Genomic DNA, 13883 nt, shown 5'->3' on the forward strand with positions numbered 1-13883 from the left:
CCAGGCGCAGCGCCAGGCCCTGCCCCGCGCCAACGAGCGGCGCCTGATGACCCTGGCGCTGGATGGCCGAGGCCAGGACGCGGCCTGGGGCTATCGCTTCTATCTGGGTGCCATCACCCCGCGTCCCGACACCCCGGAAGCTGGCGCACTCGAGCAAAGCGGCCTGCTGCGGCCACGCCCGTCGCTGTCATCCGAGCGAGCCGAGTGGGACCGCTGGGCCTCTGCCATCCTCGAGGCCCACGCCCAGTTCCAGTTGCTGACGCCGCTGCGCGCCGGCCACTACGGGGTCGAATCGCTCAATCAGCGCATCGAGCAGGCGCTGGCGCGGGCCGGACTGATCGACAAGCCGGATCACAGCACCCACTGGTACGAAGGCCGCCCGGTGCTGGTCACTGGCAACGACTACGCGCTCAAGCTGATGAACGGAGATATCGGCATTGCCCTCAAGGTGCCGGTGGAGTTCGCCAACCCCGAGGCCGGCACCACCCTGCGCGTGGCCTTTCCTGCCGGTGACGGTCAGGGCGGTATCCGCTGGGTGCTGCCCAGCCGGCTGCAGCGGGTCGAGACGGTATTCGCGATGACGGTGCACAAGTCCCAGGGCTCGGAGTTCGTCCATACCGCCCTAGTGATGCCGGACACCCTGTCGCCGATCCTGACCCGCGAACTGGTCTACACCGCCGTCACCCGCGCCAAGAAGACCTTCACCCTGCTCAGCGCAAGCGATGTGGTGCTGGCCAAGGCCATCGAACGACGGATTGCGCGTCAGAGCCGGCTATTTCAGTCGCCCGAAACATAAGCCCTGCAAAGTCCCGGTCGCACTGCCTATCAGCAGAAAGCCGCGTCCTCACAGCGCCAACGACGCTTTGGCACAAGGCGAAGTGGGGATGCGACCAACGCCAGGACGCTCTAGGCTGGTGGAGAATGGAGTGTCACACGCATCCAAGGAGGACTCATGCCCGCCACCCGCACGACCTCGCCCGCCCTGGAGCGGGCTCATCTGGTGTGGGACCTGTTCATCATCGCGCTGGTGATCGCCAACCTGGCGCTGTTGCTGTTCGACAGCCTGTTTCTGCTGCCACCGCTCAACGCCGCCTTCGAGGCGGCGGCACCTGGCCTTCACGGCGCCTACGACCGGCATATCCATGCCAACTTCTTCAGCATCGACCTGGCCTTCGTCGCCGTCTTTCTGTTCGATGTGCTGCTTGGCTGGGCCGTCGCCATCTACCAACGCCGTTACCACCGCTGGTTCTTCTACCCCTTCGTGCACTGGTACGACGTGCTGGGGTGTATTCCCCTCGCCGGCTTCCGCCTGCTGCGTATCCTGCGTGTGATCTCGCTGCTGCACCGCCTGCACCGCCTGGGACTGATCGACGTGCGTCGCTGGTATCTCTACTCGGTTGTCGCCAAGTACACCGACATCCTGATGGAGGAACTCACCGATCGTATCGCCATCCGCCTGCTCGACAACGTCCAGGAGGAACTCACCAGCGGCGACGGCCTGGCCTCACCGGCCATCGAGAAGATCGTCACGCCGCGCAAGGAAGCCCTGGTGCGGGAAGTCAGCCAACGCCTCGAGACCATGGTCGGCGACATCGCCCACCACAACCGTTTCGCGACGCTGGCCTACGTGCGCGGCCTGGTCGCCCGCACCCTGGCCGAAACGCCGGAGCTTCAGCGACTCAAGCGCCTGCCCATGGGCTCCCAGCTCACCCAGGGCCTGGAGTCATCGATGTCCGACCTCGCCTGCCACCTGGTCGATGAAGCCCTGAACGGTCTCAAGTCCAGGGAGTTCTCCTCGCTGGTCGAACATATGGCCGACAGCGGCTTCGACGCCTGGCTGCGTACCGACCCCGAGACCGAACAGATCACCGAACAGGTGCTGGTCGACATGCTGGAACTGCTCAAGGAACGTATCGCGGTCAAGCGCTGGCACGACAAGTACGCGTGAACGGAGCGGGCCACGGGGGGAGCCCTGTGGCCCACTGGGCATTCAGGTCTCGCATATTCTTTGCGATGGATCTGCGGTCGCTAAGCTAGACGGCACAACCACGGCTAATGCTGTGGAATGCGATGGTGGCACAATCGATGACTGCACGGAGGGAGACACCTGCGAACGGGGAGAGACACGTGGCCATTACTGAAGATGACGTCAGGCAGGCAAAGGCCCGCATGGCCTGTGCACGCGGTCACGCCCACGTTGTTTCCGCGCGATACGACAGTCGCACCCATCGCGTCATCATTCATCTGAACTCAGGGCTTGAGCTCGCGATTCCGCCGCACCTCGTGGAAGGTCTCACCGACGCCACTCCAGAAGCCTTGGCCGACATAGAGGTTTCTCCCACCGGGCTTGGCCTTCATTGGCCCCAACTCGATGCTGACCTCTACGTCCCCGCCCTCCTGCAAGGCCAATTTGGCTCCCCCTCCTGAGCTAAAGGATGGCGCCAAAGGGGGCGCCCGCGGACGGTTCGGTGAAACGGTCATTAACAAACATCCGGGACCCGACAATTAAGCAGTCACTGGCATACTCGCAGACCTTATTCAACATTTAGTACCTGTCGGTGCTCGGTAGAAAAGGCATCGATTGACCGAAATTCAGCCTTAGGACGCAAGCCAATCGACACGACGAGTCAGCAAGCAAGATGGCGTCACCAAGAAATCAATGGACTAGTTTCTTGAACGCTTGTTGTCGAAGCTGTCAATATCCCGGATATTTTTTCCATACCCAATCATTGTCGACGCCGCCAAAATCATCCAAGTCCCATTCATTGCTATCCACTAAATCCTCAGCCATTTCAGTTATCACGTCCCGTAATTCTAGCGGTTCCAACCAACTCTCCGGGATGGCCGAGACCCCCATCATGGCGCCCAATAGATTGCCAGCAATGGCGCCAGTAGAATCAGAGTCACCATCATGATTAACTGCAAGGCAGACTCCATGGCGGAGATCTTTGGCACCCAAGGCGCAATAGACAGCAATAGAAAGTGCCTCTTCTGCTACCCACCCTTGTCCCAGCTTACTAATAGCCTCGAAGTGATTACTCGAAATATCGGCCAACGCTTCAGCTTTTTCCAGAGCATCAAGCGTCTCTTCGTGCCCTTCATATGCCACAAGTGCCTCCTTCACTTTGCCAAGTGAATCTCTGAGACCTTTACCATTGATAAGATGCAAGATTAATTCCGACAGCACTCCAGCAGTCAAATAGCCGCTGGGATGACCATGAGTAATACTCGCGGCTTGCATACCCAGATGGAAAGCATCGCTGCCAGTCGTAGAAGGCCAAATGAAAAGTCCACATGGCGCCACTCGCATGAGTCCACCACAGCCTTTACTGTTGTTCTTAGCTGAAGCGCCATATCTTTCCATCGATCGCAATGCCGAGATACAAGTACGACCCGGCGCACGTTGATTTTGTAATTCTGCATGTCCGGCTAACCAACCACTAGTGAGCCAGTCTTCTCCTGTTTCCATTCGCGACCGATACCCTTGTGTATAAAGCCAGCGCTCATAAGCACTGGAGATTACACTGGCTCTGTGACATATCCCACGTCTGGCGCCCCGTACATGACCGCGCAGCAGCCCCTCGGCAGTAAACAATACCATTTGGGTATCATCAGTAATTCGACCTATACCACCATAACACGGCACGTACTCAGTTATACCAGACTCACCAAACTTAGAGACAATCTCAACATGAGTCATAAACTCTACCGGAGCGCCAAGTGCGTCACCGACAGCGCCCCCTAGTAGGCAACCAACGAACTTTTGTCTTATTTCATGAGTTTTATTTTTCATATCCACAATCACACCAAAAAAATCAAAAACACTAAAACAGAATGGTTGATTTTAGAATCAAAAATCACCTATTCACAAAAATCGAACTTTTTCCCTCGTACCTATACGATCAAACACAATACAATCCTCCGTCGATCTTGCAATATTTAATTTAAATGTACCAACAAACCGAAGAAGGTTTCTTCCCAAGGAGTCTTTAGCTTTGGCAAAAACAATTGTTTTTCTTTCCGGATTTCTCTCAGCGTCTATCAACTGAGTCTCAATAGATTTTTTCCCGTCAAGATTTTCAGCACACTCGTAAATACGCTCACCATCTTTTGTTATTTTATTGTGCCACATACCATGTCTAAAAAGTCTGGGAAACCATACAACATCGGTACTACCATCAGGTATCCCCCAAGCGCCACGCTGCAGTGCTTTACCTTTAAAACCAAAACATCTCAAGGCTTCTGCCTGCGTTCGAAAAACAGGATTATCGGCAACGTCCAAGTATCCTTGATTGATCCATCTCCGTGAAGAATAAGCGAAATCCCAGTCCCAAGGAACAAACGTGCCGTTGTCAACACCAATCTCTTTAATTTTGTTCAGTTTATCGATGAAATTATCAGTTTCTTCCGCAACAATAGAAATGTCTTTAAACATCCCTTCATCGCCATACGTTTTTATCCTATGAATTTCGTGTCCTGTAGCTAAAACAATATCATCACTTCTCTCAACATCTTCAGAAATTTGGTTTGTGTGATGCTTTTCATCAATCTCCAGATGCAGATTGAACTGAGGAAAATAAATATCAGTCAAGGCGCGATAGCCCTCTGGCCGATATACAAGCTGCTGACATACGAATTCAACGTCATCATCAATTTTATGAATTATTCGAGAAACAATGTACAGCTCCCATCTTTTGTGGGATATTTTCTGCAGACTCCTAAGAATGTAGTCAGCTTTAGAAAGTTCTTTTGCCATCAAATCCACCAAACCTTTTAATCATCATAACAATTATTCTAGATATAAAAATATCACATACATCAGAGGGTAACAGCACTTATTTTACTATACGTTAAATTCCCGTTTACCTATATAAACGCACTTCAACCGTTGCCTTGTCTAAGCCACAATCCATAAGTTCGTGCAAGAGTACCAACTATTACCGACAGCCCCACCAACCTCGTCATCCACCTTCCAATTCCCTACTCCCAATCCAACCAACCCCATCTCGCTCACCAAGCCAACTTTGCCCCCGCCCTCCTGTGCTGGCGCAGCCATGCACCTCCTGATACTGTATATCCAAACAGTTTCTGCGATTCAGGAGGCCCCCATGCGCGACGACTATTCCCTTGTTTGGCGAACCCTTTCGTGTAGCGCCTATGGCAACGACGGGAGCCTGTGCCATGAGTCTTGAGGTGGAGGTGCTGGGGCGGGTCGATCCGCACGCGCCCAGGACCGCCTTGCCGCTGGCGGCGACCGAGGTTCGCGCGGGCTTTCCGTCACCGGCCGATGACTACCTGGAGGGACAGCTCGATCTGGTGGCGCATCTGGTGCCCCACCCCAGCGCCACCTTTTATCTACGCGCCAAGGGCGAGTCGATGAAGGGACTCGGCATCTTCGACGGGGATCTGCTGATCGTGGATCGCTCGCTGGAGCCGTGCAGCGGTTCGGTGCTGATCGCCAGCGTCGACGGTGAGCTGACCTGCAAGCAGCTTGGCTATATCGGCAATCGACCCTACCTGCTGGCGGCCAATGAGGCCTTCGCGCCGATTCCGCTCAACGGTCGCGACTGCGACCTATGGGGCGTGGTCACCCACAATATCCACGCCCTGGCAGCGGGAGTCGCGCGGTGATCGCGCTGGTCGACTGCAACAACTTCTACGTCAGCTGTGAGCGGGTCTTCGACCCCTCGCTTCGCGGCAAGCCTGTGGGGGTGCTGTCCAACAACGACGGCTGCGTCATCGCCCGCAGCCAGGAGATCAAGGACCTCGGCGTTGCCATGGGCATGCCTGCCTTCAAGATCGAGGGCGCGCTGCGCAGGCAGTGCATCCTGCTGTCGAGCAACTATGCGCTCTACGGCGACATGTCGCGTCGGGTGGTCGATACGCTGCGGGAGTTTGCTCCCGCCGTCGAGGTATACAGCATCGACGAGTGCTTTCTCGACCTCGCGGGCATGGCACCCGCCGGGCTGGACGCCCACTGCCGGCGCTTGCGACACACGGTGATGCGCCACACCGGCATTCCCGTCGGCGTCGGCGTGGCGACCAGCCGCACCCTGGCAAAGATCGCCAACCACCAGGCCAAGAAGGATCCCCGCGCAGACGGCGTCCACGTGCTCGAGGCCGATTCGGCGGCAACCCGGGCGCTGCTGCAACGCCTGCCGGTCACCGAGGTCTGGGGCGTCGCCGGGCGCACCGCCGCCCGGCTTGGGCAGCTCGGCATCGAGTCCGCCTGGCAGCTACGTGAAGCCGACCCCAAGCATATCCGCCGCCATTTCAGCGTGGTGCTGGAACGCACGGTACGCGAACTTCGCGGCGAATCCTGCATCCGCCTCGACGACGTCGGCGCCCCGCGCGAACGGATCATGACCAGCCGCTCCTTTGGTCGGCCCACCGATGATCTCGCGCAGTTGCGTCAGGCAGTGCGCGCCCATGCCGGCCGCGGTGCTGAAAAGCTGCGTGGTCAGGGCAGCGTGGCGCGGGCGCTGCTGGTGTTTTTGAAGACCAACAAGCATCGTCAGGATCTGCCCCAGCACCATCCTTCGCTGGTGGTTCCGCTGGAGCGTCCCAGCGACGACAGCCTCGAGATCGTGGCAACCGCGACCCGGGCGCTTGCGCGCATCTATCGCCCAGGCCACCAGTACATGAAGGCCGGCGTGATGCTGCTCGACCTCGCCGACAAGGCAAGCCTGCAGCAGGATCTGTTTGCCGTCGACGACGCCAGACAAGCGCGCAATCAACGCCTGATGGACACCCTGGACGCGATCAACCAGAAGCACGGACGTGGTGCATTGAGCCTTGGCAAGACCAGCGTGGACGCGGCCTGGCAGCTCAAGTGCGAACACCGCACCTCAGGCTACACCACCCGCTGGGATGAACTGCCGATCGCCAGGCTATAGCCACACACGATGGCGTCACGCCATGCCCTTGGCCCTGCCGGTCAACCCCGCCAACACGACGCTGCCCCTGGCCACGTGTATCACGGGGGCAGGGGCAGCGGTGACGATCAGCCATTACGGCCTGGTGAAAGGATGACTACTCCGAGGTGACACTCTTGCCTTGCCTGGTCAGCTCGCGACGCCGCTTGCTCAAACGTGTGGCGGTGATGTCTTCCAGCTCCTCCAGCGTCTTGCCCTTGGTTTCCGGCACGTAGCGCAGGACCACCAGCAGGCTGATCAGCGTCAGCACCGCATACAACCAGAAGCTGAAGCCACCCCCCGTCAGCTCATTGAGGAAAGCATTCTCGCGCAGCATGGGGAAGGTCTGGGTGACCATGAAGCCCATGAACCACTGCGCTGCCACCGCCAACGACATGGCCCGCGCGCGGATGGCGTTGGGGAAGATCTCCGAGATCAGCGTCCAGCACACGCAGCCCCAGGAGATGGCGAAGGACACCACGTAGACGATCAGCGCGATAAGTGCGCCCGGCCCGGCCTCGCCTCCGGCGATCACAACGCCGAGGAAGGTCATGGCCACCATGCTGCCGAGGCTACCCGCCACCAGCAGTGGGCGACGGCCGACCTTGTCGATCAACAGCATCCCCAACAGGTTGCCGCCGACAAAGGTGACCCCCATGATCGACGTCTGCAGCAGCGCATCCTCGTTGCTGGCGGTCACCGACGACAGCACGTCAGGCGCGTAGTACATCACCACGTTGATGCCCGTCAGCTGCTGAGCGGCGGCGATGAAGACACCGATCATCACCAGACCGAAGGTGCCCTTGGCGCGCAGCGACACCTTGCGTTTCGTCTGGCCACGCTCGAACGACTTCTGGATATCACCGAGGGTCTGCTCGATGGCCTCGGGACGATAGAAGCGTCCCAGCACCCGTCGCGCCTCGTCGATCCGCCCTTTCAGCACCAGCCAGCGTGGTGACTCGGGCACGAAGGGAACCAGCACCGCGAAAAGAATCGAAATCACCGCTTCCGAACCCAGCATCCAGCGCCAGCCGAAATTCAGTATCCAGGTTTCGGCCATCCCCTTGGCGATGAAGTAATTGACGAAGAACACCACCATCTGGCCGAACACCACCGACTGCTGGAACAGACTCACGGTACGCCCGCGCAGGTAACCCGGTGACATCTCGGAGATGTACATGGGCGCGATGACGCTGGCCATGCCGACGGCCACGCCACCGACCATGCGCCACCAGATGTAGCTCTCGAAGGTGCCGGCAAGACCAGAACCAAAGGCCGAGGCGGTGAACATCAGAGCAGACAGCAGAAAGACCGCTCGGCGGCCGTACAGGGTCGAAAGCCAACCGGCGATGAGAGCACCGCCGATGCAGCCGATGACCACCGACGATACCGCCCAGCCCTTGGCGGCGGGTGAAAGATCGAAGTACTCGGCGATGGGACCGATGGCGCCGGAAATGACCCCGGTGTCATAGCCGAACAGCATGCCGCCAAGGGCGGCGACCAGGATGATCTTGACCAGATAGACCAGCTGGGTGGATGTCAGTTGTTGCTGCTGACTGGCCGGTGGTGACACGCCGGCCGGTGAAGGGGCAGCGCTGGCGCTGCCATCGTGTGACGTGGGCATGGTGACCTCTCGTTGAAGGTTGTTGTAGTACCAAGAGTCCTGCTTGCGCAGGCATGACAAGACGTCACACCCCGATCTCGCTGGCGGATGACGTACACACGGCTGAGCCCCTGCCCCCCACCGAGGCCGCCCAGGCCACGGGGAGGAGTCTGTCCATCAGGCCTCGGCCAAACCCTGTTGCAGAATGTGGCGCTCGATGAACTCGCGACTCTCGCGGGCGTTATCCAGGGCATCGTTGTCCCTGGTCGGATCCACGTCCTGCTCGACGGTGATCCAGCCCTGATAGCCGATGGCGGCCAGGCTTTCGCGCACGGCATCGAAGTCGACACTGCCCTGGCCCAGTGGGCAGAACACGCCCTGACCGATGGCGCGGTAGAAGTCGGTGCCCTGGGCCACCACATCCTCAAGCACTGTGGCCTGGACATCCTTGAAGTGGATGTAGACGACCCGCTCTCCGTAGTGGCGAATCAGCTCGGCGGGATCGATGCCGGCATACAGGCTGTGGCCGGTATCGACACACAGCTTGACCAGGTCCTGATCGAGCTCCGCCATGGCACGGTCGACCTCATCGCGGTACTCGATGTAGCTGCCGGCGTGAGGATGGAGCACCGGTATCACCTGATACTGGTGACAGATCTCGGCCACCTGACGAATGGTGCACATCATTTCCGCCCACTGGACGTCGCTCAGTCGGGTGGCCGAGGCCTGCTGCCCCGCCTGATCGGTACGTGGCGAGCTGACGTGATCGATGATCACCATGTAGCTACCCTGCTGGGGTTTAAGCACCTCGCAGGTCGCCCGGGTGTAATCGAGGATCTGCTGTCGCTGCTCGGGATCGTGCAGGTGCTTGAAGATGGTGCCGGCCACCAGCGAAAGCCCCCGCTGCTCAAGCGCCTCGGCCAGCGTGTCCGAAGACGTGGGCAGGTAGCCCAAAGGGCCCAGTTCGGTGGCGTTGAAGCCGGCCCCGGACAGTTCGTCCAGCACCGTGAACCAGGGGGGATTGGCCGGGTTGTCGGCAAATTCGATGCCCCAGGAACAGGGGGCATTGGCAAGCTTGATCTGCATCTTGGTGGTCCTCAGGTTGTTGGTGGCGTGCTTGGCGATGCAACGAAGGGCTAGAACGCCACCCAGGCGCCATCGTTGTCGGCGGACTCGACGCAGCACTCGAGCAGGCGCACGCCTTCGATGCCGTCGTCGATGTCCGGATACCACAGGCCGCCAGCAGCGCCGTGCATCGCCATGGCGTAGCGGTGGTAGAGGTTGGCCCAGGATTCAAAGAAGCCCTCGGCATGGCCGCCGCCGATACGATTGCAGGCCACGCCAGGGTCGTCGGTCGCCAGATAGCCCATGCCACGCTCGAGAATGCGCACCGGCTGGTTCTGCACTTCGTGGCGCAACTGGTTGGGATATTCGTCCCACCATTCGAGGCTGGCCTTCTCCCCGACGATGCGAATCTTCTGCTGATGCATGGAGCCGGCATTGACGGCACTGGCCCACAGCGACCCCACGGCGCCGCTCTGGTACTGCAACAACACCTGGGCGTTGTCCTCCAGCGGTGCCCGGGTCGCCACGAAGCTCTGGCGATGACACAGCAGCCGTTCGACCTTGAGCCCAGTGATGAACTGGCCAAGGTGGAAGGTGTGGGTGCCAAGATCCCCCAGAACGTAGGTCGGGCCTGACACCGCGGGACTGGTGCGCCATTTGGCGCCACTGCTGGTCTGCTCTACCGGCTGACTGTGAAAGCCGTGGGCAAACTGCATGTTGACCAGGCGTATGTCGCCCAGCTCGCCGGACTGCACCATGGCCCGGGCCTGGTGCAGCATGGGATAGCCGCTGTAGCCATACATGACGCCAAACACAAGCCCCCGCGCCTGGGCTTCGGCCTTGAGTTGCTGCGCTTCGGCGACGGTGAAGGTCACCGGCTTCTCGCAGATGACGTGCAGCCCGGCCTTGAGGGCAGCAAGACCTATCGCGTAGTGGGTGCTGTTGGGGGTGGCGATGCTGACCGCCTGGATGCCATCGTCGCGTACCGCTTCGGCACGCAGCATGCTGGCGTAGTCCGGGTAGCAGCGCTGGGCGTCGACACCCAGGCGAGTGCCGAAGTCGCGCCCGCGCTCGGCGTCCAGGTCAAAGGCGCCGGCCACCAGCTGAAACAGGCCGTCGCGCTGTGCCGCGGCCCGGTGGGCATGGCCGATCTCGCTGCCCCGACCGCCGCCGACCATGGCCCAGCGCAGCGGGGTAAGTTGGTGTTCCTCGTTGAACATTGGTTGTTCTCCGGTGAGTCAGTGGCATGTCACCGAGCCAGGGCCACGCCCTGGCTCGGTGACGTGGCTAGATACCGCGACGCTGGTGGACACGACCGGCGTCCATGGCAGCGACGCGCTCGGCGTCGACCCCATCGGGCACCTGTTGCGGCAGTCCCACGTCCCACCAGCAGTCGCAGGAGGACCACTTGGTGGGATCGATATCGACCACGATGACGTAGGTACGCGGGCTCTCCTGGGCACGCTCGTAGGCGGCGCGGAAGTCGGCGATGTCGCCAAGGTGCTCGCCATGGGCGCCCTGGGCACGGGCATGCTGGAGAAAGTCGACGCGCACCAGTTCATCTGCCTGACTGCGACAGTCGGCCAGCATGTTGTTGAAGGAGGGATTGCCGCTGTTGTTCTGCAGCTTGTCGATCACCGCGTAACCGGCGTTGTCGCACACCACCACAATCATCTTGTGGCCGGTCAGCACCGAGCTGTAGATATCGGAGTTCAGCATCATGTAGGAGCCGTCACCGACCAGCACCACCACATCGCTGTCGGGGTTGGCGATCTTGGCACCCCAGCCGCCGGCGATTTCGTAGCCCATGCACGAATAGCCAAACTCGATGTCGAACTTGCCAAGCTGACGGCTCTGCCAGTTCATGTTGAGCTCTGCCGGCAGACCGCCGGCGGCGGTCAGCACGGTGTCCCCCGGTTGCTGCACCGTATTGACTGCGGCGACCACCTGGGCGTAGGACGCCACCTGGCCGGGCGTGATCTCGCCGCGCCGAGCGCAAAGCGCCTTCCACTCGGCCGCCAGCGCCTGTGCGCTGTCCAGCCAAGCGGCGTCTGCCTGCCAGTCGCCCAGAGCGTCATCGAGCCGCGCCAGACTGTGCCGGGCATCACCGACGACCGCCAGCGCCCGATGCTTGTACGCATCGGTGGGTGCCACGTTGAGCGACACCATGGCAAGGTCCGGATGCCGAAACAGCGACCATGACCCGGTGGTGAAATCCTGAAGCCTGGTGCCCACGGCCAGCAGCAGATCGCAGTCGTGTGCCAGGGCGTTGGCCGAGTCGCTGCCGGTGACGCCGACAGGTCCCGCGTTGCAGGGGTGTGACTGCAGCAGCGAGGCGCGACCGGCGATGGTCTCCACCACCGGGATGCGGTGGCGCACGGCAAAGTCCGCCAGGCGCTCGTTGGCCTTCGAGTAGTGCACTCCGCCACCGGCCAGAATCAGCGGCCTTTCGGCCTTCTTCAGCAAGGCGATGGCCTCGTCGATGCTGCGGCTGTCGGCTTCCGGGCGGCGAATTCGGTGCACGCGCTCCTCGAACAGCGCCTCGGGGTAGTCATACACCAGCCCCTGCACGTCCTGGGGCAGCGAGATCAGCACCGGCCCGCAGTTGGCGGGGTCCAGCAGAGTTGCCACCGCCGCCGGCAGCGACTGGATGATCTGCGCCGGGTGGGTGATGCGATCCCAGTAGCGGGTGACGGGCTTGAAGGCGTCATTGACGCTCAAGCCCGGCTGATGAGGGTGCTCGACCTGCTGCAGCACGGGGTCCGGCAGACGGCTTGTGTGGGCATCACCGGCCAGCATCAACAGCGGCAGGCGGTTGGTGTGGGCGATGCCGGCGGCGGTGATCATATTGGTCGCGCCCGGCCCGATGGAGGTGGTGGCGATGCCGATCCGCTCGCGCCGATTGGCCTTGGCATAGGCCACCGCCGCCATCGCCATCGACTGTTCGTTCTGCCCCCGCCACAACGGAATCACGTCCTGGATGCGGTTGAGCTGCTGGCCGAGGCAGGTCACGTTACCGTGACCAAAGATGGCAAAGCCGCAGCCAAACAGCGTATCGATGTGTCCGTCCCGCTCGACCTTCTGGGCCGCCAGAAAGCTGGCAATGGCCTCGGACACCGTCAATCTTGTCGTCTTCATTTCTTTCTCCCGTCATCCCGAAGGCTGCATCGAAGTACCGGCGAACGGATGAATTCCGTCTTCCGGACGCTGACGACTGGCCCATGAATATCTCGTTCACTGTGATCGCTCGCTGTGAGCGTTCATTGCGATCGCTCGCTGCGGTCACCGACAGCGCAAACCCGCTGCAGACCTTCACCGCACCATGTCTTGCCGCGCTGCTTGCCGCACTGCTTGCCGCACTGCATGAAAACGTTTTCATTCGTCGTCAAAAAAGAGAGGCTGACACTTGCCCTCTGCGTGCTGGCCCTGGCGCTCTGCGCGAATCCGTCAGCCGGTGGCTAACCCGCTACCCGTGCCAGGCGCTCCTGGGCTAGACCAGTCCACCATCCACGATAAAGGTCTGGCCGCTGATCATCTGGCTGTCGTCTGCGGCAAGAAACAGCACCATCCGGGCGATATCCTCTGGCTTGACGCGCTGGTGGAGGCTCTGATTCTCGAGCACCTGCTGCTCGAGCTCCGCGCTCCACCACAGGGACTTCTGCCGCTCCGTGATCACCCAGCCTGGCAGCACGGTGTTGACGCGGATGCCGGCGTCGCCCATGTCCCGGGACAAGGTTCTGGTCAGCCCTATCGTGGCCGCCTTGGCACTGGAGTAGGCACAGATATCCCGTGAACGTCGCATGAAGCTGGGGGAGCTGAAGTTGATGATCGACCCGCCCCCGGCCGCTTTCATGCCGGCGAAGACGGCCTGGCAGGCAAACACCGCGTGGCGCAGGTTGGTCGCCTGCAGGTCGTCCCAGGTGTCGACGTCCAGTTCACTCAAGGGCACACGGGTGTCCCGCGCCGCATTGTTGACCAGCACCTCGACCGGGCCGAACGCGCCAGCCGCCTGCGCGATCGACGCCCGCAGCGCTTCGATGTCGGTCACGTCGCAGCGGGTAAACGCCACCTGGCCGCCCTGGCGCTGCAGTCGTTGTGCCAGTAGTGATCCCGCCTGCTCGTCGATATCGATGAAACTGACGCAGGCCTTCTGCTCGCAGAAATGCTCGACCAGGCTGGCACCGATACCGGACGCCCCACCGCTGATGAACACATGGCGCCCCTCGAGGCTCGGATACCGTGCATAGCTGTCCAATCGAAAACCCTCCACATCACCTGGATGTTCTGTCCTGCTTCATCTG

General features: G+C 60.7%; 13 protein-coding genes. 6 read left to right on the forward strand and 7 right to left on the reverse strand.

The window, feature by feature from the left end:
* The 3 genes from NH448_RS16370 to NH448_RS16380 form a co-directional block, all read left to right on the forward strand.
* On the forward strand, positions 1 to 796 hold a 796-nt coding region (locus tag NH448_RS16370), incomplete at its 5' end, for an ATP-binding domain-containing protein (RefSeq protein WP_253029033.1).
* 156 nt (positions 797 to 952) lie between these two features.
* Entirely contained in the window at positions 953 to 1948 is a 996-nt protein-coding gene (locus NH448_RS16375) for an ion transporter (RefSeq protein ID WP_045991616.1), read from the forward strand.
* A gap of 179 nt (positions 1949 to 2127) precedes the next feature.
* Positions 2128 to 2427 carry a DUF2442 domain-containing protein gene (locus NH448_RS16380; protein WP_083970229.1) on the forward strand — a complete coding sequence of 100 codons (300 nt, stop codon included), beginning with the start codon at positions 2128 to 2130 and terminating at the stop codon, positions 2425 to 2427.
* 268 nt (positions 2428 to 2695) lie between these two features.
* Here NH448_RS16380 and NH448_RS16385 read toward each other — a convergent pair whose 3' ends face one another.
* The gene (locus tag NH448_RS16385) at positions 2696 to 3793 is read right to left on the reverse strand and encodes an ADP-ribosylglycohydrolase family protein (RefSeq protein ID WP_083970225.1); all 1098 of its coding nucleotides are present in this window, start codon (positions 3791 to 3793) and stop codon (positions 2696 to 2698) included.
* A 72-nt stretch (positions 3794 to 3865) separates the two neighbouring features.
* Positions 3866 to 4756, reverse strand: coding sequence for an AbaSI family restriction endonuclease (locus tag NH448_RS16390; protein WP_253029034.1), 891 nt, complete (start codon positions 4754 to 4756; stop codon positions 3866 to 3868).
* Positions 4757 to 5181: 425 nt separating this feature from the next.
* Between NH448_RS16390 and umuD the strand changes: the two genes are divergently transcribed.
* Both umuD and NH448_RS16400 read left to right on the forward strand, forming a co-directional pair.
* Entirely contained in the window at positions 5182 to 5631 is a 450-nt protein-coding gene (gene umuD / locus NH448_RS16395) for a translesion error-prone DNA polymerase V autoproteolytic subunit (protein WP_045994834.1), read from the forward strand.
* Positions 5628 to 6896 (forward strand): Y-family DNA polymerase, encoded by a 1269-nt coding sequence (locus tag NH448_RS16400; RefSeq protein ID WP_045994833.1) that lies wholly within the window; start codon positions 5628 to 5630, stop codon positions 6894 to 6896. Before umuD ends, NH448_RS16400 begins: the two co-directional genes overlap by 4 nt.
* A 136-nt stretch (positions 6897 to 7032) precedes the next feature.
* Here the strand turns inward: NH448_RS16400 and NH448_RS16405 are convergent, their stop codons facing one another.
* The 4 genes from NH448_RS16405 to iolD form a co-directional block, all read right to left on the reverse strand.
* Positions 7033 to 8538 (reverse strand): sugar porter family MFS transporter, encoded by a 1506-nt coding sequence (locus tag NH448_RS16405; RefSeq protein WP_083970647.1) that lies wholly within the window; start codon positions 8536 to 8538, stop codon positions 7033 to 7035.
* Between the two features lie 156 nt (positions 8539 to 8694).
* Entirely contained in the window at positions 8695 to 9603 is a 909-nt protein-coding gene (locus NH448_RS16410) for a TIM barrel protein (protein WP_045994832.1), read from the reverse strand.
* Between the two features lie 50 nt (positions 9604 to 9653).
* Positions 9654 to 10802 (reverse strand): Gfo/Idh/MocA family oxidoreductase, encoded by a 1149-nt coding sequence (locus tag NH448_RS16415; RefSeq protein WP_045994831.1) that lies wholly within the window; start codon positions 10800 to 10802, stop codon positions 9654 to 9656.
* A 67-nt stretch (positions 10803 to 10869) separates the two neighbouring features.
* Entirely contained in the window at positions 10870 to 12720 is a 1851-nt protein-coding gene (gene iolD / locus NH448_RS16420) for a 3D-(3,5/4)-trihydroxycyclohexane-1,2-dione acylhydrolase (decyclizing) (RefSeq protein WP_045994830.1), read from the reverse strand.
* An 83-nt stretch (positions 12721 to 12803) separates the two neighbouring features.
* On the opposite strand from iolD, the gene NH448_RS16425 reads away from it, so the two are divergent.
* A complete protein-coding gene (locus tag NH448_RS16425) occupies positions 12804 to 13076 on the forward strand; it encodes a hypothetical protein (RefSeq protein ID WP_157033131.1) in 273 nt (90 codons plus the stop codon).
* Here the strand turns inward: NH448_RS16425 and NH448_RS16430 are convergent.
* The gene (locus NH448_RS16430; protein WP_157033130.1) at positions 13073 to 13837 is read right to left on the reverse strand and encodes an SDR family oxidoreductase; all 765 of its coding nucleotides are present in this window, start codon (positions 13835 to 13837) and stop codon (positions 13073 to 13075) included. The genes NH448_RS16425 and NH448_RS16430 overlap by 4 nt on opposite strands.
* Positions 13838 to 13883 lie beyond the last annotated feature (46 nt).

Origin of the sequence: Halomonas sp. OfavH-34-E, from assembly GCF_024124525.1 — a bacterium.
Classification (GTDB): Bacteria; Pseudomonadota; Gammaproteobacteria; order Pseudomonadales; family Halomonadaceae; genus Halomonas; species Halomonas litopenaei.